Source organism: Pseudomonas sp. s4, assembly GCF_046764235.1.
Lineage (GTDB): Bacteria > Pseudomonadota > Gammaproteobacteria > Pseudomonadales > Pseudomonadaceae > Aquipseudomonas > Aquipseudomonas asiatica.
This window is the reverse complement of the sequence record NZ_CP177209.1, coordinates 4,017,617-4,041,498: the sequence shown is the minus strand read 5'-3', so window position 1 is coordinate 4,041,498 and position 23,882 is coordinate 4,017,617. Positions and strand designations below refer to the sequence as shown.

The following is a 23,882-nucleotide window of genomic DNA, read 5'->3' as shown; positions in this document are numbered from 1 at the left end:
ATGCTCAAATTGCAGCTATATGAAAGTCGCCCCCGGCCAAACTCCCATCTGGCGTGCCGCCATGGCGGCTGGCGGGCAGTAATGTTAAAAGTAGTGGTTCATTGGCCGCACCGTCGGCCGATCACTATTGGACGCGCAGCACGCGCAGGAATAGACGCGTTTTGAAGAAATCCACCGCAACTCCAGCTCCCTTGCCCGTCCCTCTGTGGCGGCAGCAGCTGCATTATCGCCTCAAGGAAGGTGCGTTGATCGCTGTCGGCGCCCTGTGCCTGTACCTGTGGATGGCGCTGCTGACCTACGATACGTCGGACCCGGGCTTCAGCCACACCAGCAACGTCGACCAGGTGCAGAACGCCGCCGGGCGTGCCGGTGCCTACTTCGCCGACATCCTGTTCATGGTACTGGGGTACTTCGCCTACATCTTCCCGCTGCTGCTGGCGATAAAGACTTGGCAGATCTTCCGCGAACGCCACCAGCCCTGGGACTGGAGCGGCTGGCTGTTCTCCTGGCGGCTGATCGGCCTGGTGTTTCTGGTGCTGTCTGGTGCGGCGCTGGCCCATATCCATTTCCACCCGCCTGCGAGCATGCCGTTCTCCGCCGGTGGTGCATTGGGCGAGAGCCTCGGCGACCTGGCGCGCAACCTGCTGAACGTGCAGGGCAGCACGCTGATGTTCATTGCCCTGTTCCTGTTCGGCCTGACCGTGTTCACCGACCTGTCGTGGTTCAAGGTGATGGACCTGACCGGCAAGATCACCCTCGACCTGTTCGAGCTGGTGCAGGGCGCCGCCAACCGTTGGTGGGAAGCGCGCAACGAGCGCAAGCGCCTGGAGGCGCAGCTGCGTGAGGATGAACCGGTGGTCAAGGCCGCGCCAATGACCGCCGACAAGCGCGAACCGGCCAAGCCGGCGCTGCGCGAGCGCATTTTCAAGCGTGAAGAAGCACCTGCCCAGCCGGTCGAACCACGTGAGCCAACCCTGTCGCGCGAGCCTGTGGTGCCACGTGAGTCGCCGGCACCTCGTGAGCCGGTAATCTCTCGCGAACCACCTGCCGCGGCCCCGATGATCGTGCCGCCGACACCCGCCAGGGCGCCGGAGCCGAGCAAGCGGGTGATGAAGGAGAGGCAGGCGCCGCTGTTCGTCGACAGCGCGGTGGAAGGCACCTTGCCGTCGATCTCCATCCTCGACCCGGCCGAACAGAAGAAGATCGAGTACTCGCCGGAATCCCTGGCCGGTGTCGGCCAGCTGCTGGAAATCAAACTCAAGGAATTCGGCGTGGAAGTGGCGGTGGACTCGATCCACCCGGGCCCGGTGATTACCCGTTACGAAATCCAGCCGGCCGCCGGTGTGAAGGTCAGCCGTATCGCCAACCTGGCCAAGGACCTGGCGCGTTCGCTGGCAGTGACCAGTGTGCGTGTGGTCGAGGTCATCCCCGGCAAGACCACCGTGGGTATCGAGATCCCCAACGAGAACCGGCAGATGGTGCGTTTCTCCGAAGTGCTGGCCACGCCGCAGTACGACGAGCAGAAATCGCCGGTCACCCTGGCCCTGGGCCACGACATCGGCGGCAAGCCGGTGATCACCGACCTGGCCAAGATGCCGCACTTGCTGGTGGCCGGTACTACCGGTTCCGGTAAGTCGGTGGGTGTGAACGCGATGATCCTGTCGATCCTGTTCAAGTCCAGCCCGGAAGACGCGCGGCTGATCATGATCGACCCGAAAATGCTCGAACTGTCGATCTACGAGGGCATCCCGCACCTGCTGTGCCCGGTGGTCACCGACATGAAGGACGCCGCCAACGCCTTGCGCTGGAGCGTGGCCGAGATGGAGCGGCGCTACAAGCTGATGGCGGCCATGGGCGTGCGTAACCTGGCCGGCTTCAACCGCAAGATCAAGGACGCCCAGGAAGCCGGCGAGATCATCCATGACCCGCTGTACCGCCGCGAGAGCATGGACGACGAGCCGCCTGCGCTGAAAACCCTGCCGACCATCGTGGTGGTGGTCGACGAATTCGCCGACATGATGATGATCGTCGGCAAGAAGGTCGAAGAGCTGATCGCCCGTATCGCCCAGAAGGCGCGGGCCGCCGGTATCCACCTGATCCTCGCCACCCAGCGCCCGTCGGTGGACGTGATTACCGGCCTGATCAAGGCCAACATCCCGACCCGCATGGCGTTCCAGGTGTCGAGCAAGATCGACTCGCGGACCATCATCGACCAGGGTGGTGCCGAGCAGCTGCTGGGCCACGGTGACATGCTGTACATGCCGCCGGGCACCAGCCTGCCGATTCGCGTGCACGGCGCGTTCGTCTCCGACGACGAGGTGCACCGCGTGGTCGAAGCGTGGAAGCTGCGCGGCGCCCCGGACTACAACGACGACATCCTCAACGGCGTCGAGGAGGCCGGCAGCGGCTTCGAAGGCGGCGGTGGTGGTGGCGATGGCGAAGATTCGGAAAGCGACGCCCTGTATGATGAGGCCGTGCAGTTCGTGCTGGAAAGCCGCCGCGCGTCCATCTCGGCCGTGCAGCGCAAACTGAAGATCGGCTACAACCGCGCCGCCCGCATGATCGAAGCCATGGAAATGGCCGGCGTGGTCACCCCCATGAACAGCAACGGCTCGCGGGAAGTGATAGCCCCGGGCGGCCCGCGCGACTGACGAACACCTTGCCGTGCGCCAACGGTGGCGCCCGGCCTTTTCAATGCTCGATGAGGACTCCCATGCGCGCGATTCGCATGCTGTTGGTTTCTGCCCTGGCCGCGGCTTCTGTGTCGGCCACCGTATCGGCTTATGCCGGTGAGCAAGACGTACAACGCCTGACCCAATTGCTGGAAAAGTCGCAGACCATCGAGGCCAACTTCTCCCAGCTGACCCTGGACGCCGGCGGCACCAGCCTGCAGGAAACCTCCGGCAAGATGACCGTCAAGCGCCCTGGCCTGTTCTACTGGCACACCGATGCGCCGCAGGAGCAGGTGGTGGTATCCGACGGCAAGAACGTCACCCTGTGGGACCCGGACCTGGAGCAGGCAACCATCAAGAAACTCGACCAGCGCCTGAACCAGACCCCGGCGCTGCTGCTGTCCGGTGACGTGTCGAAGATCAGCCAGAGCTTCGACATCAGCTCGAAGGAGCAGGGCGAAGTGATGGACTTCACCCTCAAGCCGAAGACCAAGGACACCCTGTTCGACTCGCTGCGCGTGTCGTTCCGCAAGGGCCTGATCAACGACATGCAACTGATCGACAGTGTCGGCCAGCGCACCAACATCCTGTTCAATGGCGTGAAAGCCAACCAGGCTGTGCCGGACAGCAAGTTCAAGTTCGACATCCCCAAAGGCGCGGACGTCATCAAGGAGTAACCAGAGCTCGCCATGGACCTGTTTCGAAGCGAACCCGTCGCCCAGCCCCTGGCTGCTCGTCTGCGCCCGTCCAACCTGGACGAGTACGTCGGCCAGGAGCACCTGCTGGCGCGCGGCAAACCGCTGCGCGAAGCGCTGGAGCAGGGTGCGCTGCACTCGATGATCTTCTGGGGGCCGCCGGGCGTGGGCAAGACCACCCTCGCGCGGCTGCTGGCGCAGTTCTGCGATGCGCACTTCGAAACGGTGTCGGCGGTATTGGCCGGGGTGAAGGAGATTCGCCAGGCGGTCGAGGTGGCCAAGCAGCAGGCTGGCCAGTACGGCCGCCGAACCATCCTGTTCGTCGACGAAGTGCACCGCTTCAACAAGTCGCAGCAGGATGCCTTCCTGCCCTATGTGGAAGACGGCACCCTGCTGTTCATTGGCGCCACCACCGAAAACCCGTCGTTCGAGCTGAACAACGCATTGTTGTCGCGGGCGCGGGTGTATGTGCTCAAGAGCCTGGACGAGGCGGCGCTGCGCAAGCTGGTCAACCGCGCGTTGACTGAAGAGCGCGGCCTGGGCAAGCGCAACCTGCGGGTTGGCGACGACGCCTTCAAGATGCTGATGGCCGCCGCCGACGGCGATGGCCGGCGCATGCTCAACTTCCTGGAAAACGCCTCGGACCTGGCTGAAGACGGCAGCGAGATCGATGTCGAGATGTTGCAGAGCCTGCTCGGCGACAGCCGCCGCCGCTTCGACAAGGGTGGCGAGGCGTTCTACGACCAGATTTCCGCGCTGCACAAGTCAGTGCGTGGCTCCAACCCCGATGGCGCCCTGTACTGGTTCGCGCGCATGCTCGATGGCGGCTGCGATCCGCTGTACATTGCCCGCCGCGTGGTGCGCATGGCCAGCGAAGACATCGGCAACGCCGACCCGCGCGCGCTCAGCCTGTGCCTGGCGGCTTGGGATGTGCAAGAGCGTCTGGGCAGCCCCGAGGGCGAACTGGCGGTAGCCCAGGCCATCACCTACCTTGCCTGTGCGCCGAAGAGCAACGCGGTGTACATGGGCTTCAAGACCGCCCTGCGCGAGGCCGCCGAGCATGGCTCGCTGGAAGTGCCGTTGCACCTGCGCAACGCCCCGACCAAGCTGATGAAGCAACTGGGCTACGGCGACGAGTACCGCTATGCCCACGATGAACCCGACGCCTATGCCGCCGGCGAAGACTACTTCCCCGAGGAACTCGAGCCGCGCCAGTACTACCAGCCGGTGCCCCGTGGCCTGGAACTGAAGATTGGCGAGAAGCTGCGCCACCTGGCCGACCTTGACCGCAACAGCCCCCGCCAGCGGAGAAAGCCGTGATTGCACTGATTGCCGCCGTCAGCGCTGGCGGTATTGCCGGTACCTTGTTGCGCTTTGCCACCACCAACTGGGTGTCTGCCCACTGGCCACGGCACTTCTATCTCGGTACGCTGGCGGTCAACCTGGTTGGCTGCCTGCTGATCGGCCTGCTTTATGGTCTGTTCCTGCACAAGCCGATCGTGCCGGTCGAGCTGCGCGCCGGGCTGATCGTCGGCTTCCTCGGCGGCCTGACGACTTTTTCCTCCTTTTCGCTGGATACCGTACGCCTGCTGGAAAGCGGGCAAGTGCCCCTGGCTTTGGGCTATACCGGTATCAGCGTGGTGGGCGGGCTGCTCGCGACCTGGGCCGGCCTGTCCCTGACCCGATTCTGAACCAACACCTACACATAACGAGAGAACGATATGCTCGATTCCAAACTGTTACGCGGCCAACTTCAGGAAGTGGCGGATCGCCTGGCCTCCCGTGGCTTCAGCCTGGATGTCGCGCGCATCGAATCACTGGAAGAGCGCCGCAAGGCGGTGCAGACCCGCACCGAGCAGCTGCAGGCCGAGCGTAACGCCCGTTCCAAGTCCATCGGCCAGGCCAAGGCCAAGGGCGAAGATATTGCGCCGCTGATGGCTGACGTCGAGCGCATGGCCAACGAACTGGCTGCCGGCAAGACTGAACTGGACGGCATCCAGGCCGAACTGGATGGCATCCTGCTGACCATCCCCAACCTGCCGGACGCCAGCGTACCGGTTGGTGCCAGCGAAGACGACAACGTCGAGGTGCGCCGTTGGGGTACGCCGAAGGCTTTCGACTTCGAAATCAAGGACCATGTCGCGCTCGGCGAAGTCAGCGGTGGCCTGGACTTCGAAGCTGCCGCCAAGCTGTCTGGCGCGCGTTTTGCCGTGCTGCGTGGTCCAGTTGCCCGCCTGCACCGCGCCCTGGCGCAGTTCATGATCAACCTGCACACCGGCGAGCACGGTTACGAGGAGCACTACACCCCGTACCTGGTCCAGGCCCCGGCCCTGCAGGGTACCGGCCAGCTGCCGAAGTTCGAGGAAGACCTGTTCAAGATCAGCCGCGAAGGCGAGGCCGACTTCTACCTTATCCCGACCGCCGAAGTGTCGCTGACCAACCTGGTGGCCGGTGAAATCCTCGATGCCAAGCAGCTGCCACTGAAGCTGGTTGCCCACACCCCGTGCTTCCGCAGCGAAGCCGGTGCTTCCGGCCGTGACACCCGCGGCATGATCCGCCAGCACCAGTTCGACAAGGTCGAGATGGTGCAGGTGGTCGAGCCGTCCAAGTCGATGGAAGCCCTGGAAGGCCTGACTGCCAACGCCGAGCGCGTGCTGCAGCTGCTGGAGCTGCCGTACCGCGTGCTGGCCCTGTGCACCGGCGACATGGGCTTTGGCGCGGTGAAGACCTACGACCTGGAAGTGTGGGTACCAAGCCAGGACAAGTACCGCGAAATCAGCTCGTGTTCCAACTGCGGCGATTTCCAGGCGCGCCGCATGCAGGCCCGCTGGCGCAACCCGGAAACCGGCAAGCCAGAGCTGGTGCATACCCTCAACGGGTCCGGCCTGGCCGTAGGCCGTACCTTGGTTGCCGTACTGGAAAACTACCAGCAGGCCGACGGTTCCATCCGTGTGCCGGAAGTGCTGAAGCCTTACATGGGCGGCGTCGAGGTCATCCGCTAAATGGATTACCTGCCGCTGTTCCACAAGCTGCAGGGCGGCCGCGTGCTGGTCGTTGGCGGCGGTGAGATCGCTTTGCGCAAAGCGCGCCTGCTGGCCGACGCCGGCGCCGCGCTGCGCGTGGTTGCACCGGATGTCGACGGCCAGTTGGCCGCGCTGGCCCGGGAAGGTGGCGGCGAGGTGCTGGTGCGCGGCTATCAGGCAGCCGACCTGGTCGGTTGCCGGCTGGTGATTGCGGCCACCGACGACCCGGGGCTCAATGCCCAGGTGTCGGCGGATGCGCAGGCACTCAGCCTGCCGGTCAACGTGGTGGATGCGCCGGCCCTGTGCACGGTGATCTTCCCGGCGATCGTCGACCGTTCGCCGTTGGTGGTTGCGGTGTCCAGTGGCGGTGATGCTCCGGTGCTGGCGCGTTTGATTCGCGCCAAGCTGGAGGCCTGGATCCCGTCCGCCTACGGCGAACTGGCCGGCCTGGCCGCACGCTTCCGCGACAAGGTCAAGGCCTTGTACCCGGACGTCAACCAGCGCCGAGGCTTCTGGGAAACCGTGTTCCAAGGGCCTATTGCCGAGCGTCAGCTGGCCGGGCAGGGCGCCGAGGCCGAGCGCCTGTTGCAGGCGATGGTCGACGGTGCACCGGTGCAGCAGGGCGGTGAGGTGTACCTGGTGGGGGCTGGCCCGGGCGATCCGGACTTGCTGACCTTCCGCGCCTTGCGCCTGATGCAGCAGGCCGACGTGGTGCTGTACGACCGCCTGGTGGCACCGGCGATTATCGAGATGTGCCGACGTGATGCCGAGCGTATCTACGTGGGCAAGCGTCGCGCCGACCATGCCGTGCCACAGGACCAGATCAACCGCCTTCTGGTCGACCTGGCCCGGCAGGGCAAGCGTGTGTTGCGCCTGAAGGGCGGCGACCCGTTCATCTTCGGGCGGGGCGGCGAAGAGATCGAAGAGCTGGCCGAGCACGGCATCCCGTTCCAGGTGGTGCCGGGCATTACCGCAGCCAGCGGTTGTTCCGCCTATGGCGGGATTCCGCTGACTCACCGCGACTATGCCCAATCGGTGCGTTTCGTGACCGGGCACCTGAAGGATGGCACCAGCAATCTGCCGTGGCATGACCTGGTAGCGCCGGCGCAGACCCTGGTGTTCTACATGGGCTTGGTGGGGTTGCCGACCATCTGTGCCGAGCTGATTCGCCATGGCCGCGCGGCCAGTACCCCTGCGGCGCTGGTGCAGCAGGGGACTACGCGTAATCAGCGGGTGTTCACCGGCACCCTGGCGGACTTGCCGGACCTGGTGGCGCAGCATGAAGTGCATGCGCCGACCCTGGTGATTGTCGGGGAAGTGGTGCAGTTGCGTGACAAGCTGGCCTGGTTCGAAGGTTCGCAGAATAGCTGAAATCGTTGGGGCCGCTTTGCGGCCCGTTCGCAGCACAAGGCTGCTCCTACAGGGGGCCGCGTTTCCTGTAGGAGCAGCCTTGTGCTGCGAACGGGCTGCAAAGCAGCCCCGACAGCCTCAAACCTGCCAAATCCCCTTGCCTGCCAACTGCTCCCGATCATGCGGCAGGTTGAAGTCCTGCAGCGGCCCCTTGGGCACGATCCCGTTCGGGTTGATGGTCTTGTGGCTCATGTAGTAGTGCTTCTGGATATGCTCCATGTCCACTGTGCCCGCCACCCCCGGCCACTGGTACAGTTCACGCAGCCAGTTCGACAGGTTGTGATAGTCGCTCAGGCGGCGCAGGTTGCACTTGAAGTGCCCGTGGTACACGGCATCGAAGCGCACCAGGGTGGTGAACAGGCGCACATCGGCCTCGGTCAGGTATTCCCCGGCCAGGTAGCGGTTGCGGCTCAGCAAGTCTTCCAGGTAGTCCAGTTCGTTGAACACTTCGTCAAACGCAGCCTCGTAGGCTTCCTGCGTAGTGGCAAAGCCTGCGCGATATACGCCATTGTTCACCGCCGGGTAGATGCGCTCGTTCAGCGCCTCGATGGTCGGGCGCAGCGGCTCTGGGTACAGGTCCAGTGTATTGCCGGTCAGTTCGTTGAACGCGCTGTTGAAGATGCGGATGATCTCCGACGACTCATTGTTGACGATGCGTTTCTCTTTCTTGTCCCACAGCACCGGTACAGTCACGCGGCCAGTGTAGTGCGGGTCATCCTGGGTGTAGCGCTGGTGCAGGTACTGCAGCGCGTCGAGGTGGTCGCCGCTGGAACCTTGCTGCTGGTCGAAAGTCCAGCCATGGTCCTGCATCAGCCAGCTGACCACCGACACGTCGATCAGTGGCTCCAGGCCCTTGAGGGCACGGAAGATCAGGGTGCGGTGTGCCCATGGGCAGGCCAGCGAGACGTACAGGTGGTAACGGCCAGCTTCGGGAGCGGGCAGCTGATTGCGGCGTTGGGCGTTTTCGCGTTTGAACGTGCCGTCCTTGCCGTTTTCATACCACTGGTCATGCCAGCGGCCGTCGATCAAAAGGCCCATGGTGAGCTCCTCGGAACAAAGTTGTTTGTTGTTGGAGCCCAGTCTAGGGGAAATCGTTCGAATAACTAGCGCAAAGAATGCCCCGTTAGTATCTAGTTATTCGATTGGTTCCGTGCGGTCCAGTAACCACGTGCGGTGGCGAAAGCCTGCTCACGGTCCTGGCCAAGGCCGCGCAGGGCCAAGGCCATGGTCGCGACCACGGCCATTTCACCGTAGCTGTCCTCGGCCTCGCCGCGCCAGACCACCAGCAATTGCTCGGGCTGCAGGCTTGGCGGCTTCACGTGGCGGCGTTCGCTCAGCGCTGGCCATTCCTCGTCCCAGGCTTCGCCGGTGGTGGTGCCGTATAGATGGCTGATGACATCGGGGTTGACCTCAATCTCGCCGCCATCACCCTTGATTACCACGGCATGGTCGCCCAGCAGGCGGCTGGCCTCGCGGTGCACTGCCTGGTAGCCGGGGTGGAAGATGCTCTGCAGGCCACAACGCGCAGCCAGCGGGTTGAGCACCCGGGCCAGCGAATGGATGGGCGAACGCAGGCCCAGGGTGTTGCGCAGGTCGATCATGCGCTGCAACTGCGGCGCCCAGTCCTGCAGCGGGAAGAAGGCCAGGCGTTGCTGGTCCAGGGTCCGGCTGACCGCAGCCCAGTCACGGCACAACGGAATTTCCAGCAAGGACAGCAACTGCTCGGTGTACATGCGCCCGGCGGTATGCGCACCGCCACCGTGCATCAGGATGCGCACGCCATTGTTGGCCAGGCATTTGGCAGCCAGCAGGTACCAGGGTAGGTGGCGCTTCTTGCCGGCGTAGGTGGGCCAGTCCAGGTCCACGGCGATGCGCGGCGACTGCAAGTGGGCGCGCAGGGCCTCGGTGAAGCCGGCCAGTTCTTCGGCGCTTTCTTCCTTGTGCCGCAGCAGCATGAGGAAGGCACCGAGCTGGGCATCTTCGACCTTGCCTTCCAGCAGCAGAGTCATGGCCGTGCGGGCTTCTTCACGGGTCAGGCCACGCGCGCCGCGCTTGCCTTTGCCAAGAATGCGCACGAACTCGGCGAACGGGTGTTCGGCAGGGGTTTCCAGGGTAAGCGGGCGAGGTTCTGTCATATGCAGTTGGTCGGCTTGGGCAGGCCCGCCAGCTTGGCGGCCAGTTTGGCGGGAGTGCCGTTGAACAGGCGGTTGAGGTGCGGGCTGTTGCCCTTGTCCGGGCCCAGTTTGAGGGCCGTGTACTTGATCAGCGGGCGCGTGGCCGGGGACAGCTGGTATTCCTGGTAGAACTGGCGCAGCAGTTCGAGGATTTCCCAGTGGTCCTCCGTCAAAGGGATGCCCTCGCGCGCGGCCAAAGCCTCGGCGGCGGCATGCGACCAGTCTTGCAGGTCGACCAGGAAGCCGTCCTTGTCCAGGGCGATCGCCTGATCGCCAACGTTGAGGGTATTCATAGCCAGCTATTGACCTTGTCGTAATGCAGCGATAGTTCGACGAACCCGGCGTAGTCCACGGCCTTGGCCAGTTCGTTGGCGACCGCGCGGGCCTGCACGTCTTCTTCCAGGGCGAACAGGCGCTGGGCCAGGCCGGCGGCTTGCAGCCGGCGGTGCGGTTCGCTGCCGCTGTGCAGGGCATATACAGCATCGCCGCACAGCAGCAGGGCGTCGTCGGCGCCGAGCAGGCGAAGGCAACTGGCCAGGCGTTCGTCGCCAAACGGGGAGTGGGCAATTACATGCAGGGTCGTCATCAGAGCGTTACCACCTGGTCGAAACGGGCGATCAGTGCGGTCAGGGCCGCGTCGTCCAGCACTTGCACCGGCAGCGTCAGGGTGTCGGCTGCCAGGCCGCGGCGAGTGAGGCTGTGGCTACAGGCGAACAGGTCCTCGACGCCGAACATTGGCAGCGCCTGCAAGTTGGCGGCCAGGTTCCTCTGTTGCACGGCGGTGGGCTGCTGCTCCGCAGCGAGCTGGAACACGCCGTCATCGAGGAACAGCATGCCCAGCGGCAGATCGAACGCGCCGCCAGCCAGGGCGATGTCCAGTGCTTCACGGGCCGATGGGCCGTTCCAGGGCGCCTGGCGGCTGATGATCAACAAGGATTTGGCCATTTCAGTCGCCTCCGAAGCAGACAAGGCGATCGGCAACTTGCGCCGCCTCATGCAGCTGGCCAAGCCCCGACAGCTCCCAAGGCTTGGGCAGGTTCACGGCCGGGCGCTGGTAGCGGTTGGCCTCGGCCTCGTCGAGCACGCCACGGCGCAGGGCGGCGGCGATGCACACCACTGCGTCCAGCTGGTTGGCTGCAATGAAGGCGTGCCATTGGCCGGCAACATCCAGCTCATCCTGGGGGGTGACCACGTTGGCAGAGGCACTGTGTACCCCGTCCTGGTAGAAGAACAGCCGGGCAATCTCATGCCCGCCGGCCAGCACCGCCTCGGCGTAGCGCAGGGCACGCCGCGAGGAGGGCGCATGGGCCGGGGAGAACACCGCGATAGCGAATTTCATGGATAACTCATGCAAAAGGAATGGTGCCATGATAAAGCAAAAAAGCCCGCGCCCGCTTGTGCATGGCGGGGCGGGCTTTCTGTCTTGAACCAATCTGAAGGCCGGCGCTATCCCGGTAGGGGCAACTGCCTTGTGTTGTCTGTACTGGCCTCATCGCTGGCAAGCCAGGCTCCTACAGGGACTGCGCATGGCTTCAGATCAATGCGGTCGAGGTGGGAGCTGGCTTGCCTGCGAGGGGCTGCGCAGCAGCCCCATGGCCCTGACAGTCGAACACCAGGCTCAAGCCTGTTCCTTGCTCTCCGGCAAGAACCAGTTCAACACCAGGGCACAGATACCCCCGGTAGCCACGCCCGACTCCAGCACATTGCGAATCGCCGCCGGCATGTGCGCCAGGAACTCCGGCACCTGCGCCACACCCAGGCCCAGGGCCAGGGATACAGCGATGATCAGCAGGGCACGACGGTCCAGGCGAGTGCTGGCCAGGATATTGATCCCCGAAGCCGCAACCGCCCCGAACATGACCATGGCCGCACCGCCCAGCACCGGCTCCGGCACCGCCTGGATCACCCCGGCAACGCTCGGGAACAGCCCCAGCAGCACCAGCATCACGGCAATCCACATGCCGATATGGCGGCTGGCGATCCCTGTCAGCTGAATCACGCCATTGTTCTGGGCAAAGATCGAGCTCGGGAAGGTGTTGAACAAACCGGCCAGCAGCGAGTTGGCCCCGTTCACCAGCACACCGCCCTTGATCCGCTGCATCCACACCGGCCCTTCGACCGGCTGGCGCGACACCTTGCTGGTGGCGGTGACGTCACCGATGGCTTCCAGCGAAGTTACCAGGTAGATCACCAGCATCGGGATGAACAGTGCCCAGGAGAAGCCCAGGCCGAAGTGCAGCGGCGTCGGCACCTGGAACAGCGCGGCTTCGTGCATGCCGGTGAAATCCAGGCGGCCCAGGTAGCCGGCCAGCGCATAACCGACCGCCAGGGCGATAACGATGGCGCAGCTGCGCATCCACACCACCGGGATGCGGTTGAGGATGACGATGATCGCCAGCACCACGCCTGACAGCAGCAGGTTCTCGCCATTGGCGAAGGTGCCATTGGCCATGGCGCCGAAGCCGCCACCCATGCTGATCAGGCCGACCTTGATCAGGGTCAGGCCGATCATCAACACCACGATGCCGGTTACCAGCGGGGTGATCAGGCGTTTGACGAAGGGCAGGATGCGCGACACGCCCATCTCGACGAACGAGCCGGCGATTACTACGCCAAAGATGGCTGCCATGACGCCTTCCACCGGGGTGCCTTGCTTGACCATGAGCGCTCCGCCGGCGATCAGCGGGCCGACGAAGTTGAAGCTGGTGCCCTGGACGATCAGCAGCCCGGCACCGAATGGCCCGAAGCGCTTGCACTGGACGAAAGTGGCGATACCCGAGATGACCAGCGACATGGAGACGATCAGGTTGGTATCACGTGCCGAAACACCCAGAGCCTGGCAAATCAGCAGGCCAGGGGTGACGATCGGCACGATGATCGCCAATAGGTGCTGCAGTGCTGCCAGCAGGCCGATCAACAGCCGTGGCTTGTCCTCCAGACCAAGCACCAGTTCATTGGCAGGCGCCGCCGCGCCTGGGCTGTGTTCGTGTGAGCTCATTGCGAAAAGCTGCCCCGGAAGAAAAAAGGAGCGCATTCTACGAGGTGATGGCGAATTGGGGTAGAGAAAAGCACGATGGCGGCATGATCGACGACCATTCGCCCGGTTATCTGACTTTATGGTCAATTATTGGGCGCTTTTTCCCAGGAGTCGAACCTGTGGGAGCGGGCGTGCCCGCGAAGAATGCGACTCGGTATATGGCACCGGCTTCGCCGGTGTTCGCGGGCTCGCCCGCTCCCACAAGGCTCCAGCTAAATCGATGAGTTGAGCGCCCATAAAAAAGCCCGCCGAAGCGGGCTTTCTCTTGCCGATATCAATCAGTCATCACGACCCATGATGCCAAACAGCTGCAGCAGGCTGACAAACAGGTTGTAGATCGACACATACAGGCTGATGGTCGCCATGATGTAGTTACGCTCGCCACCGTGAATGATCGCGCTGGTCTGGAACAGGATGCAGACCGACGAGAACAGCACGAAGCCAGCGCTGATCGCCAGTTGCAGGCCGCTGATCTGGAAGAAGAAGCTGGCCACGACAGCACCCAGCAGGACAAAGAAGCCCGCAGTGATGAAGCCGCTGAGGAAGCTCATGTCCTTGCGGGTAATCAGCACATAAGCCGACAGGCCGCCGAACACCAGGGCAGTCATGGCAAATGCCGAGCTGACCACCTCGGCGCCACCGGCCATGCCCAGGTAGCGGTTGAGGATAGGGCCGAGGATAAAGCCCATGAAGCCGGTGAGCGCGAAGGTGGATACCAGACCCCAGGCCGAATCACGCAGTTTGTTGGTAAGGAAGAACAGCCCGTAGAAGCCGATCAGTACCACGAACACGTTCGGGTAGCCGACGCGCATCTGCTGGGCCACGAAGGCCATGACACCGCTGAAGGCGAGCGTGAGCGCCAGCAGGCTGTACGTGTTGCGCAGGACCTTGCTGATCTCCTGCTGCTCGACCTGCTGGCCGTGGTGTACGGCGTAATCCTGTTCGCGCATGGCGACACTCCTTGGTAAACCTGTGGTTTTCAAACGTTCAGATGCTAGGAGTCTATCAGAGCTCCCGCAACCCGCGACACAGAGAGTTTGACAGCTTGTTTCATTACGGTATTATGGCGGCCGCAAAACGAGCTGGAAGCGTGGCCGAGTGGTTTAAGGCAACGGTCTTGAAAACCGTCGATGGGCAACTATCCTAGAGTTCGAATCTCTACGCTTCCGCCATACAAGTGCTTGATTTCATTGATGTTCGCCACCGCTTGACCCTCAAATGGGAGCGTTTTGGGAACACTTTGGGAATGACAGGCAGAAGAAAGGGGCCCTTGCGGCCCCTTTTTTTGTGCGTTCAGGTCAACCTGAGCGCCTGATTCAACAATCCCACCACATCAGGGCCGTCCTCGCTGATCCACTTCGCGTAGTGCTTGAAGATCATCGCCGTCGAGGTGTGCCCCATCTGATCCGCGATCCACTCCGGCGTGGCGATACCACTGCTCAGCATCTGACTGGCGAAGGTGTGCCGGCAGGTGTTCGGCCCACGCTGGCGTACGCCAGCTTTTTCCAGGTGCGTGATCCACCAGCCATGCCGCAGAACATCAGAAGAGCGGTACGGCTCACCAGTGGCACTGTTGTGGAATACAAAGCGCACGCGCTGTTCCCGCACCGTCCGATTGTCGCGGTCGACGACCTCGATCAGTTCCGGCGCAATGTGCTGGGTGAACTTGGCTTGCGCCTGCAGAGCGCGCAGGGCTGGAGCGAGCAGTTTGACCTTGCGTGTAGAGCGCCGGGTTTTGGTCACTTTGTACTGCCCGGCCACCCGCGCGCGGCGAATCTCCACGGTACCCGCCACCAGGTCGACGTCTTCCCAGGCCAGGGCAATCGCTTCGCTGACGCGCGGGCCAGTCCAGATCATGAATTCCGTCAGGTTGATTTCTTGTTGCCGTTCAGTCTGCTGCTCCAGGATCGCGTTGATTTCTTCCCGGGTGAATGGGTCTGGGTCGTCAGCGTCTGGCAGCGAGATAGTGATCCCATCGGTTGGGTCGAACGCGAAGCGGTTCCGGGTACGGTACAGCTGGAAGATCTGGCGCAGGTGGCTGACGATCTCGCGTACGGTCTTGTTGTGCAGCTTGGGCATCAGCACGCTTTGCACCCAGTGTTGAATGTCCAGATGATCGATGCGATCTGCCTGCTGATCGCCCCAGCGTGGGCGAATGTGCTTCTCGGTGCGGCTGCGGTACATGGCGAAGCCGCTGGCTGCCATCTGGTTGCCCTTTATCTCTAGCCACAGGTCGATGTAGTGGCCGAGGGTGTTGGTCTTGACTCGCGGCGAGTCGGGAAAGTGCCGGGCATAGTTGAACGTGCCGGCCTCAATCTCGTAGTTGATAATCCCGACCAGACGCTCGGCATTGGCCAGGTTTGCGGGCGAGGCGTCCCCGGGAATGGTTTCCCGGCAAAGCTCGCCCTGGTAACGGAAATACACGCGGACATGATTGCCGCGTACTTCGACTCCAGCTGCCATTATTTTTCACTCGAAAACGAAGATACGGCCCAGTGTATGGGCCGTGATGACATCAAGGCCTGTTTCCAGGCCTAGAAGTTCGGGGCTTCAGTTCTTGGTAGGCAAGTTCATCGCACTCACCCGGCGATTTCTCTATGCGCAACGCTTAGGCCAACTGCCACAGGGCGTACCCATATCGGCATGCTGCTGAGCATGAAGGTTTCGCCCTGGGCAGCCAGGAGCAGGGTGGTGCCCATCACATGGGCGATTGCCTCTGCTGCTGCCGGCGGGACCGCGTTGCCGATCCGTTCCCGCCAGGCCTGGTCGCTCAGACCGTCGAGCTCCAGCTGTTCCTCAGGCTCAACCAGGCTTTGTATAGCGGCCAACTCAAGGGTGGTGAAGGGCCGGTGCCAAGTGCCGTCGAGCGATTCGATGACGCAGGTAAGGCGGTCATTCGCCTCCGGCAAGCGTGGGTCTGCGATGCTCCAGCGCCCGTTGTCGTGCATTGCGCTGGCTGAAACGGCACCGGCTTGGCCGGTCCAAGGCACCACGCCGTAGTGGCCGCCGGTCAGATAGGCATCGCCCTTGGTTCGGCGCATGCCCGGGCGCGGGTCCTGAACAGCAAAAGCGCCCTGTCCTGTAGTGCTGCCGGCGATGACTGTTCCCGCCGGATTGCCATACGGCGTGACCAAGTACTTGCCGAACCCTCCACCGGCGCGTCGGGGGTCCGCGACGCTGAATGTGCCTTGCCCGGGGCTCTTCACCCCAATCACTGCACCGCTTGTGTCCTGCCAGCGCCGAACACCGTACTGCTGATATTGCAGTGCACCGGCTTTGGCACGCGGGTCGGCGACAGAGAACTTGCCATTTGTTGGCCCGCTGCGGGCCGCTACGGTACCGGCCGACTCGGCCCAATCGTTCACTCCGAGGAAGCCGTCACGAAACTGAGGAACGATGATCAGGTCGCGCAGGTAGCCATCCTCGATCGCCAGATCGTTCAAGCTTCGCCAGTCCTTGCCTGCCTCGACCAGGGCCAGACGAACCCATGTCTTCCACTGCAGGGCTGGCACCCGGTGCATGGGGCCGGCCTGCTCGATATCCCCAGCCAGCGGCATGCGGCCGAGGATGTCTCCCACGGCCCGCAGGCTCTTCTTCTCCGGCTCATACAGGAACGGCGGCACCTTCTCGACATGGCGGGCCACCAGCAGGAAGCGCTTGCGGCTCTGTGCCAGGCCTCCGATGACGCCGCAGTCGTGGGTGGTTTCGGCAACCGCATAGCCGAAGTGGCTGAGCAGGGCTCCGATCTGGTCCAGCAGGTGCCGGCCGCGGCTGGCCAGGCGGGGGACGTTCTCGAACACCAGCAGCGGTACCGGGTCATCGCGCCAGGCCTCGCCGAACAGCCAGATGCAGCGCAGCGTAAGCTCGTTCAGGGCCTGGTACTTCGGGGTCATGCTCATGGTTTCGGACAGCAGACCGCTGGCGCCCTTGCATGGAGAGCTGATGAACACCGCATCAGGGCGCCTGCCGCCGGCAGCACGCCGGATATCTTCCGGCGTTGCTTCGCGCCAACCTGGTGGTGGCTCTTTGCCGTGGAAGCGGATGTACTGGTCGCGGGTGAACAGATCAATCAGCGTACCTTTCACGCCGCTCAGTCGTTCGAAGTCGGCCAGGCCGGCCGGGTCAACATCCACGCCGCCGATGCATTCCCACTCGGCCTGCATGTTGCCGACGATGGGCTTGGCCCGGTTGAAGCCCTTGGCGCCGCCACCCAGGCCGCAGCAGAAGTGGAAGTGATACAGCTTTCGCTTAGCGAGCATGACGGCGCCCCTTTTGTGCCTTCTTGGCCTCGACATTGGCCATATAGGCCTCCCACTCCACCGACATACGTTGCTGGCGGATCTTGCTGCAGCGCTGATGCTTCCTGGTCGAGCGAGCTTTGTTGTAGATATCGCAGTGGTTGGGCAGGTCCAGCGAGTGGCTGGCCAGGCGAGGACGGATTTGTTGGGTCACGCCGAGGCCTCCCCGAGCAAGGCGCGGGTCAGCGCATTGCGCTGCCCTGCCGGGGTCAGCTCCGATACCTGGATGGCTACGTTGTGGCCGTTGCGGTACTTGACGATGGCTGTGGTGCCGAGGATGCGTACGATGGTGGCCTCCTTGGAGGTCATACGGATTGTCTTTGCACCACGCCGGATCTCAGTGAAGGTCACCTTGTCGCCTGGCTTGAAAGCGGGTGTGGTAGCCTGCTCAGCGCCAACTTCGGGGGTTTCTACTTGCATGTCGTTTCTCCTTGGGGTTGGTCGGCGCCGGGGAGTTGCAGCTCCTCGGCGCCACCTGGTTATTTCAGGCGGTACTGCTTGCCGTCATCGATGATGTAGAACTCGATGTCACGAATCGGGTAAACGCCGCCTGGTCCGCCGTGGACAGCAAAGTTTCCGTAGGGTGGTTTGCCTACTCGAATGGGGAACAACTTGTCGCTCTGGTGTGCGTATTCGCTGGTTCTTTTGATCCGCGCATAGAGCTGCTGGCCAGATGGGCGGCAGCCGGCGGGGCCGTGTGCGGCCTCGAACCCGAGCCAGGCCGCACGGGTTTCCACGTTGGTCGGGTTTCCATTGGCATCAGCGCTCAGGTCATAGCCGTGTTCTTCGGCCCACACCGTGAACCCCAGCATTAAGTTCAGCTTGTCCAGCGAGCTCATGCCGCACCCCCGACTTTCGCCAGGCGGGCTGCCTCATACTCACTGGGCAGGAGCTCGATGGCCCCACTGATCCAGCCAGATGTGGGTTTGCCCGCAGCGACCTTCTCTTCGTGGTCGGCCTTATTGATCTCGAAGCCAAGGGCGAAATAGGCGATGTTCTGGTGCACAAAGAAGGCGCCGCCGCAGAGCAAGAGGTTGCCGGTGTTCACGCTCAGTCGGTCCCAGTAATCAAGGCGGTCCAGAGGAGGCGGGCAATTCGCTTTCCACTGCTCGCACAGACGATCGTGCTCACCCCGGATCGCAGCGCGCTGCTCCTTTGTAATGCCCTTTGGCGGTACAGCCTTATGACGCAGGCTCCGGTAGCCATACTCGTCAGGGCGGCGCCAGTGGACGTCCAGTTCAGGACTGGCGGAGAGTTTCACGCCACCGGCGAAGTGCGAGGTAACGTCGTGCATCGGGGCGACAGCGCCCCCAAATATTTTGCCCAACTCGGCCAGGCGCTCATTCAGCTGGTCTTTCGCCTGATAGAACTCCTGGACTGTGGCCACCACCTCGGGAGCCTCGGATTTGTAGTAGTGATGCATGTCGTTTCTCCTTGGGGTGATCGCCGACCAGTTGCAGCTGGCCGGCGTTCTGGTTATTCGCTGGCCGCGCTGGCCTGCATGTCTGTCGTGATGACCTGGACAACCTCTTCACGGCTGTCGGCATAGGCGAATGGCAGGGAGGAGCCTGGACGGGTCACCGGGTACCGCGAGTGCGGAAGCCGGCACTCGGCCACGGTGTAGCCGCTGTCGGTTACCCAGCAACGCGGGATGACCTGGCCGTCCTGGTTGCGCTTCGCCTGCCACTTCATCCCCAGTACTCGCGCAGTTGGTTGAAGATCATCCGGCCCTTCGGCAGGTACTCGTGGACTTCCAACTCGGGCACGTTGTCGAGGCGTAGCACGGCGATGCAGTCGTCGAAGAGACCAGAGTCAAGGCTGCGTAGATCGGTAAGGTTGAAGGGGAAGTCCTGGCCGTTGTACAGGCCGAGCAGGAAGCGGCCGACTGGGCGGCTCTGGCCTGTTTCGCGCAATGCAACAGGGACAAGTCGGGCAAGCGCTTGGATACCCGCATCACGGATTGCTGGACGTTCTTGGTCGTACTGCACCAGGGCGTCAAAAAAGGCATTACGGTCGGCTGAGTGAGCTTTTTGCATGACGTTCTCCAATAGGGCCATCAATTCGCGACAACGACGTGAACGGTGACGCTGTTGCAAATGAGGTCCTTGACTCGGCGGAGGAAGGCGAGCTGTTCCTCACGGCATTCGTCGATGCAGATCACCTTGAGTCCGCGTAGGGCGAGCTGCAGCACCTTCGCCTCAAGCTCCCGGTCCGGGTAACTGGTGCCAATCAGGATGTTCTTTTCCTTGATTCCCGCTTTCATGGCCGTTTGCCGAAGGCGGACGGTTTTGCCAGTGGCTTTAGGGCCTCGGGAAATGTTCAGTTGCATGTCGTTTCTCCTTGGTGTTGTTCCGGCGTTGCAGCGCCAGATCTGTTCAGCCGGCCTTGAAGGTCCAGCACTTGACGGTGGTTGGTCGTGTGTTCGCGCTGGTGGTACGGCTGTTGAACGCCGCTCGCACGGCGCTATCGACTGCTCGGTTGGCGTCGATAAAGGGGCGCGATTTGCTGTTGCGCAGTAGATTGCGCAGGGTTGTTGCGTCGGCGAGCTTCTGTTTGTGCTCGGCAGCCCGTTCGCAGAACTCGTTGAGGTGAACAGCGATCAGTTCGGTGTTCTTGCTGTGGTCGACCACTGGCTCGTCGCTGAGCGACTCCAGGTAGTCGAACACTTCCCAGAATTCGGCCACTTCCTTCGGGTCAGAGTTAACGGCCAGCTGACGGCCAGCAGCCATGGCGCGCAGTTCGCGAAGGGTGCCTTCGTGCTGGCTGTCAGTCATTGGCACGACCGATCGCAGCGCGTCTACCAGGGCCATCATCTGGGCGTGGTTCTTGATGATCCGCTCGATGCGGATCTCGCGCATTTCGCGCAGCGCCTGCTCATGCACCTTTACCTGGGCACGGAAAGTTTCCATGACCTTCTGCTCAGCCTTGGCTGCCATCAGCAGGAAGTGGCTCACTTCGCTGGCTTGCAGGTGGTTCAGGTTGTCAGCGGCCGCACGGCTGTCGCTGGTGACCTCCGGGCGCACGAAGTGCAGCTTGACGATACGAGTGAGGATGGCCTCAGACGCAACGACTGAGGCGTTCTGGCTGAATACCAGCGTTGCGCGGAAGGGCGGGGCGTTGGTGTCGTTGCCACCGTTCTTCACACCGGTCAGGCCCAGGCCGCGGCCGTTGAACAACGGCTTGAACTGGTCAAAGTCAAAGGACTTGGCTGCGCCTGTCTCGGCGTCACTGCGGTCGGCCTCGAGCATTACCACGGGCATGCCCGAGGTTTGGCTCAGCCAGCGACGCAGACCCGCTTTGGTCATCTTGATAGGGTCGTCGCCTTCCTCATCTTGGCGCCCCATGAGCTTCCACAGGAACATCAGCAGGGTGGACTTACCGGCGCCGGCCTCGCCGGTCACCTCCAGAAACGGGAACGACTGGAACTCGGCGCGGATCTGCTCGGCGAACAACGAGCCGAACCAGAAGGCGAGGGCGATTACGCCTTGGGTGTTGAAACAGGTCCACAACCACTTGAACCACTCGGGGCGGTAGGCCGAGACGTCCCGGTTTATTTCGAGCTTGATCGACTTCTGCAGCGACTTTAGGCGTAGGCCTTTGAATTCGAAGTAGTCCTCGGCATTGGCCTGCTCGAGCACACCACCGCGCACCGCCAGGTCGCCGAACACATAGCAGCCGTATTCTTTGCTGTAACCGACGTAGTCGATGGTCTTGACGGTCTTCAGGGCGAACAGCTGCTGCTGCATGATCCGATCGAGCTGGGAGGCGCTGCCGGTGAAGTAGGCGCCGGCTGCCATGCCGACCAGGCGCTTCTTGAATTCGCTGGGAGTGGTGACCTGCCCACCGGTGAAGGTGTTCAGCACGCTCGGCTCGTCGTGCGGGAAATCGACGCGGAAGTAGTACCAGGACTCGTCCGTTACCTCGTTGCGTTGGAAATACAACGCTTGCGGGTAGCAGTTGGCGATCTCGATCACCGCGCCGCACTGGCGCAGCGCCTTGTCGCGGCGCTGGCGATCAGTCAGGACCAGGTCTTCCTGCCGCTCGGACTCGTCCAGTTGCTGGAGCGCCTTGTTGAACTTCTCCACATCCATCTTGAACCAGTAGAGGCGGTTCTCGTAGGAGAAGTGAAATTCCTGGCGCTCGCGCCAGTCGTACATCAGCACGCCTTTCTCGGCCGCGCTGTCGGCCAGCAGCAAGCTGCCGTGATAACGCGCCTCGCGCAGGTCTCGATCAATCCGCTCTTGGCGCTTGTCAGCGTCGATAAAGTTCCAGCGCTGGTGCAGGTCGTTCCAGTCCACCTTGCGGCCATTCTGTGGAATCTGGGCTGCCTCGCAGGTGAATCCCAGCTCGCGGGCCAGGGCTGCATGCTTACGTGTGTAGCGATGGGCGCCTGGTTCGTTGTCCAAGGCCCATACCAGGCGTGGGAGTTTCTTGCCATGCCCACGACGCAGCTCGGCCAACGCCTTGAGCGATTCAAACGGGAATGCGCCCGAGCTCATGGCCGATACGGCGTCCAGGTCGTGATGCAGCAGGCCGATGGCGTCGAAAATGCCCTCGACGATCCACAATTCGTCTACTTCCAACAGGTCAACCGTGGGCGGGCACCACCAGTAGCCTTTGGGTGATTGGCCGGGCGCAAAACGCGCTTTTTTCTTGCCAAACCGGTGCGGTTGGTCAATCAGGCGCTCCCAATAGCCGCCGTGCTCCAAGTTGAAACGGACAGTGGCGCTACCAATCGCGAGATTGCGATCCCAGTAGTTTTCCTGCGTGTACCAGCCTTTTACGAGGTCCAGGTCAAAGCCGCGGGCGTTCTGCAAATAGGCGTTTGCCGATGCCCGGGGAGATTCCTGCGTGGCGGGGTAGCGCTTGCTGTAGTCATCGAAAAGGTCATCGAACAGCTCTTTGACATGCCACTGCTCGCCACATTTGCTCTCTCGGCCGCATTTGATGAACCACGGCTCGTCTTGGCGCGAGTACAGCTCTTTTTTGCCGCAGTTTGGGCAGGTCCCCTTGCGCAGATATTGAGTGCCGGTCATTGGCTTGAGGCCGTACTGATCCTGCAGGCGCCGAAGTACTTCGGCACGCAGGCTGTGTTCCATGGGCTTGCGATTCACTGCGCACGCTCCGGGCTAGTGGCTGCGAGCTGTTGCTCAAGCGCTTTGCGGGTGCGGCAGATGCCGGAGAGGTGGGGCACATCCGCCAGAACCTTCGGGCCGCGCTTACCGACCGGTACATTGCGGTAGCGATCGGAATACCAGACGTCGGCCATGGTCAGGTTGAACTGACTGGTGAGCCATTGCAGGTAGTGCTTGGCCTGCTGCTCGTCCAGCTCAATTTGGAGGTTGATCTTGCTCATATGCCACCAATGGAATGCAGTTTCCCCTTACCCACGCAGAACGGGGCATCGGGAAGGGGGTTGTTCGGGTTACTTCGAGGTGTTGCAGGCCTGCCGCATACGTCGGGGCAGATAGCGCGCCGGCACCAGGTGCCGCTGCTGAGTCGTGGTATCCAGCAGGATCAGCTGTGCCCTGAAAATCCCGCTGGTCGGGCATACGCCCAGGAGCTTCAAGCGCCCGGTGGTCTTGCTCTCGAACTCAGCGACGGCCAGTTCAGCGATGCGCTGCACCAGGTGTGCTGGTACTTCCAGCGACTGCGCCAGGAAGCGGCGGCAGTTCTCCAGCACCTGGTGGTCGCCGGCAAGGTGAAGACCCTCCCGGCGGAACAGGAAGGCCACTGCGGCCTGCTGCATCGCAGCGCGGTAATCGGTTTCGTGGTTGGTGGTCAGGGCGATGGCGTTCATGCGGTGGCTTCCTCCATGTCCAACTGGTCCAGCAGGTCGGGTTGATCGTCAGCAGCAGCGGTTTGCATCGCTTGGCGGCGCATAGCCACCGGGGCGACCGGCAGGCGAACCGTGGGGTTCGGCATACCGCTCGGGCTCATTTCGTGGGTCATTTCGAACTGCGCCCGTACGGACCAGCCGCAACCCTCGTTCGCGCATTGCAGGTAAGCGATCCGCAGGAAGATGTGTTTGCCTTCGCTGGTACGGATGCGCATGCGGCTGGAGCAGTGGGGGCAAACGAGCTTGTAGGTGCTCAATGCGAATCCCCCTTCGTGTGCAGCTGGATAGTCGCTGTGACCTCGGCCGTGCGTGCCGAGAGGTACTGGTGGTGCGCATCCATGATGAATTTGGCTTCGTCTTCCTCGATGACGCCGTCTTCCAGGGACTTGGCAATGATCTGGTCGACTACCCCACGCTTGGCAGCAGCCCGCACTGAGCGCTGGTAGAGCTCGACGTTGTCCAAGTCTTCGGTCTGGACGAGCGGCACGAACATGCCGCCGTACATCTTGGCGATGAACTCAGGCAGATGCGTGGTACCGGCGTCGGTCTCCAGCAGGTGGATCTGGTCGTAAGTCAGTGGGCGGCTACCGGCGTTCTCATAGACGCGGTTGTCGAACTGCTTGAGTTCGTAACCGAGACGGGCAGCTGCGCATTCACGACCGCCGGGGTAGGCGCATACCACTGCGCTCACCACCTGGCGAAGGGTTTCTAGAACTGGGCGCTTCATGTTCTGG

At 62.7% G+C, this 23,882-nt stretch carries 28 protein-coding genes and 1 tRNA gene; 7 read left to right on the top strand and 22 right to left on the bottom strand.

The window, feature by feature from the left end; translation table 11 throughout:
* Nucleotides 1-101 precede the first annotated feature (101 nt).
* The 6 genes from ACK56M_RS18880 (at nt 102) to cysG (ending at nt 7,761) form a co-directional block, all read left to right on the top strand.
* Nucleotides 102-2,651 carry a DNA translocase FtsK 4TM domain-containing protein gene (locus ACK56M_RS18880; RefSeq protein WP_411829477.1) on the top strand — a complete coding sequence of 850 codons (2,550 nt, stop codon included), beginning with the start codon at nt 102-104 and terminating at the stop codon, nt 2,649-2,651.
* A gap of 62 nt (nt 2,652-2,713) precedes the next feature.
* Entirely contained in the window at nt 2,714-3,349 is a 636-nt protein-coding gene (gene lolA, locus ACK56M_RS18875) for an outer membrane lipoprotein chaperone LolA (protein WP_015270967.1), read from the top strand.
* A gap of 12 nt (nt 3,350-3,361) precedes the next feature.
* Nucleotides 3,362-4,687 carry a replication-associated recombination protein A gene (locus ACK56M_RS18870; protein WP_013973284.1) on the top strand — a complete coding sequence of 442 codons (1,326 nt, stop codon included), beginning with the start codon at nt 3,362-3,364 and terminating at the stop codon, nt 4,685-4,687.
* The gene (gene crcB, locus ACK56M_RS18865) at nt 4,684-5,058 is read left to right on the top strand and encodes a fluoride efflux transporter CrcB (RefSeq protein WP_015270966.1); all 375 of its coding nucleotides are present in this window, start codon (nt 4,684-4,686) and stop codon (nt 5,056-5,058) included. Before ACK56M_RS18870 ends, crcB begins: the two co-directional genes overlap by 4 nt.
* 30 nt (nt 5,059-5,088) lie before the next feature.
* On the top strand, nt 5,089-6,369 hold the full coding sequence (gene serS, locus ACK56M_RS18860) for a serine--tRNA ligase (protein ID WP_003258877.1): 1,281 nt from the start codon (nt 5,089-5,091) through the stop codon (nt 6,367-6,369).
* Complete coding sequence (cysG, locus tag ACK56M_RS18855) at nt 6,370-7,761, top strand: siroheme synthase CysG (protein WP_013973282.1); 1,392 nt, start codon at nt 6,370-6,372, stop codon at nt 7,759-7,761.
* Nucleotides 7,762-7,878: 117 nt separating this feature from the next.
* On the opposite strand, the gene ACK56M_RS18850 is transcribed toward cysG, so the two are convergent.
* The 8 genes from ACK56M_RS18850 to ACK56M_RS18815 form a co-directional block, all read right to left on the bottom strand.
* Nucleotides 7,879-8,838 (bottom strand): glutathione S-transferase family protein, encoded by a 960-nt coding sequence (locus ACK56M_RS18850; RefSeq protein ID WP_015270965.1) that lies wholly within the window; start codon nt 8,836-8,838, stop codon nt 7,879-7,881.
* Nucleotides 8,839-8,930: 92 nt separating this feature from the next.
* A complete protein-coding gene (locus ACK56M_RS18845) occupies nt 8,931-9,935 on the bottom strand; it encodes a glycosyl transferase family protein (protein ID WP_100412889.1) in 1,005 nt (334 codons plus the stop codon).
* Entirely contained in the window at nt 9,932-10,267 is a 336-nt protein-coding gene (locus tag ACK56M_RS18840; protein WP_015270963.1) for a TusE/DsrC/DsvC family sulfur relay protein, read from the bottom strand. The genes ACK56M_RS18845 and ACK56M_RS18840 overlap by 4 nt, the downstream gene beginning before the upstream one ends.
* The gene (gene tusB / locus ACK56M_RS18835; RefSeq protein WP_015270962.1) at nt 10,264-10,560 is read right to left on the bottom strand and encodes a sulfurtransferase complex subunit TusB; all 297 of its coding nucleotides are present in this window, start codon (nt 10,558-10,560) and stop codon (nt 10,264-10,266) included. The genes ACK56M_RS18840 and tusB overlap by 4 nt, the downstream gene beginning before the upstream one ends.
* Nucleotides 10,560-10,919 carry a sulfurtransferase complex subunit TusC gene (gene tusC / locus ACK56M_RS18830; RefSeq protein WP_015270961.1) on the bottom strand — a complete coding sequence of 120 codons (360 nt, stop codon included), beginning with the start codon at nt 10,917-10,919 and terminating at the stop codon, nt 10,560-10,562. Before tusC ends, tusB begins: the two co-directional genes overlap by 1 nt.
* A 1-nt stretch (nt 10,920) precedes the next feature.
* The gene (tusD, locus tag ACK56M_RS18825) at nt 10,921-11,313 is read right to left on the bottom strand and encodes a sulfurtransferase complex subunit TusD (RefSeq protein ID WP_411958922.1); all 393 of its coding nucleotides are present in this window, start codon (nt 11,311-11,313) and stop codon (nt 10,921-10,923) included.
* A gap of 279 nt (nt 11,314-11,592) precedes the next feature.
* On the bottom strand, nt 11,593-12,972 hold the full coding sequence (locus tag ACK56M_RS18820) for a nucleobase:cation symporter-2 family protein (RefSeq protein WP_013973275.1): 1,380 nt from the start codon (nt 12,970-12,972) through the stop codon (nt 11,593-11,595).
* Nucleotides 12,973-13,289: 317 nt separating this feature from the next.
* Nucleotides 13,290-13,961, bottom strand: a complete 672-nt coding sequence (locus ACK56M_RS18815) for a Bax inhibitor-1/YccA family protein (RefSeq protein WP_003251184.1) — start codon at nt 13,959-13,961, stop codon at nt 13,290-13,292.
* A gap of 134 nt (nt 13,962-14,095) precedes the next feature.
* On the opposite strand from ACK56M_RS18815, the gene ACK56M_RS18810 reads away from it, so the two are divergent.
* Nucleotides 14,096-14,183: transfer RNA gene (locus ACK56M_RS18810), tRNA-Ser, on the top strand.
* 121 nt (nt 14,184-14,304) lie between these two features.
* Here the strand turns inward: ACK56M_RS18810 and ACK56M_RS18805 are convergent.
* From ACK56M_RS18805 to ACK56M_RS18740, 14 genes are all read right to left on the bottom strand, one after another.
* Nucleotides 14,305-15,474 carry a site-specific integrase gene (locus tag ACK56M_RS18805; protein ID WP_025339762.1) on the bottom strand — a complete coding sequence of 390 codons (1,170 nt, stop codon included), beginning with the start codon at nt 15,472-15,474 and terminating at the stop codon, nt 14,305-14,307.
* 116 nt (nt 15,475-15,590) lie between these two features.
* Nucleotides 15,591-17,270 (bottom strand): DNA cytosine methyltransferase, encoded by a 1,680-nt coding sequence (locus tag ACK56M_RS18800; RefSeq protein WP_411958921.1) that lies wholly within the window; start codon nt 17,268-17,270, stop codon nt 15,591-15,593.
* The gene (locus ACK56M_RS18795) at nt 17,260-17,463 is read right to left on the bottom strand and encodes a hypothetical protein (protein ID WP_411958920.1); all 204 of its coding nucleotides are present in this window, start codon (nt 17,461-17,463) and stop codon (nt 17,260-17,262) included. The genes ACK56M_RS18800 and ACK56M_RS18795 overlap by 11 nt, the downstream gene beginning before the upstream one ends.
* On the bottom strand, nt 17,460-17,729 hold the full coding sequence (locus ACK56M_RS18790) for a hypothetical protein (protein WP_025339759.1): 270 nt from the start codon (nt 17,727-17,729) through the stop codon (nt 17,460-17,462). The genes ACK56M_RS18795 and ACK56M_RS18790 overlap by 4 nt, the downstream gene beginning before the upstream one ends.
* Before the next feature lie 59 nt (nt 17,730-17,788).
* Nucleotides 17,789-18,148 (bottom strand): hypothetical protein, encoded by a 360-nt coding sequence (locus ACK56M_RS18785; RefSeq protein ID WP_411958919.1) that lies wholly within the window; start codon nt 18,146-18,148, stop codon nt 17,789-17,791.
* Nucleotides 18,145-18,732 carry a hypothetical protein gene (locus ACK56M_RS18780; protein WP_411958918.1) on the bottom strand — a complete coding sequence of 196 codons (588 nt, stop codon included), beginning with the start codon at nt 18,730-18,732 and terminating at the stop codon, nt 18,145-18,147. The genes ACK56M_RS18785 and ACK56M_RS18780 overlap by 4 nt, the downstream gene beginning before the upstream one ends.
* A gap of 53 nt (nt 18,733-18,785) precedes the next feature.
* Nucleotides 18,786-19,001: a hypothetical protein gene (locus ACK56M_RS18775; protein WP_406819240.1), complete on the bottom strand. Its 216-nt coding sequence runs from the start codon at nt 18,999-19,001 to the stop codon at nt 18,786-18,788.
* Nucleotides 18,998-19,345 carry a hypothetical protein gene (locus tag ACK56M_RS18770; protein WP_411958917.1) on the bottom strand — a complete coding sequence of 116 codons (348 nt, stop codon included), beginning with the start codon at nt 19,343-19,345 and terminating at the stop codon, nt 18,998-19,000. Before ACK56M_RS18770 ends, ACK56M_RS18775 begins: the two co-directional genes overlap by 4 nt.
* A gap of 20 nt (nt 19,346-19,365) precedes the next feature.
* Nucleotides 19,366-19,638: a hypothetical protein gene (locus tag ACK56M_RS18765; RefSeq protein WP_411958916.1), complete on the bottom strand. Its 273-nt coding sequence runs from the start codon at nt 19,636-19,638 to the stop codon at nt 19,366-19,368.
* Nucleotides 19,639-19,684: 46 nt separating this feature from the next.
* On the bottom strand, nt 19,685-22,408 hold the full coding sequence (locus tag ACK56M_RS18760; protein WP_411959632.1) for a toprim domain-containing protein: 2,724 nt from the start codon (nt 22,406-22,408) through the stop codon (nt 19,685-19,687).
* 11 nt (nt 22,409-22,419) lie between these two features.
* Nucleotides 22,420-22,665, bottom strand: coding sequence for a hypothetical protein (locus ACK56M_RS18755; protein ID WP_015270952.1), 246 nt, complete (start codon nt 22,663-22,665; stop codon nt 22,420-22,422).
* A 69-nt stretch (nt 22,666-22,734) separates the two neighbouring features.
* Nucleotides 22,735-23,109 (bottom strand): hypothetical protein, encoded by a 375-nt coding sequence (locus ACK56M_RS18750; protein WP_015270951.1) that lies wholly within the window; start codon nt 23,107-23,109, stop codon nt 22,735-22,737.
* Nucleotides 23,106-23,405: an ogr/Delta-like zinc finger family protein gene (locus ACK56M_RS18745; RefSeq protein ID WP_015270950.1), complete on the bottom strand. Its 300-nt coding sequence runs from the start codon at nt 23,403-23,405 to the stop codon at nt 23,106-23,108. Before ACK56M_RS18745 ends, ACK56M_RS18750 begins: the two co-directional genes overlap by 4 nt.
* On the bottom strand, nt 23,402-23,875 hold the full coding sequence (locus ACK56M_RS18740) for a YmfL family putative regulatory protein (protein ID WP_411958915.1): 474 nt from the start codon (nt 23,873-23,875) through the stop codon (nt 23,402-23,404). The genes ACK56M_RS18745 and ACK56M_RS18740 overlap by 4 nt, the downstream gene beginning before the upstream one ends.
* Nucleotides 23,876-23,882: the final 7 nt, after the last annotated feature.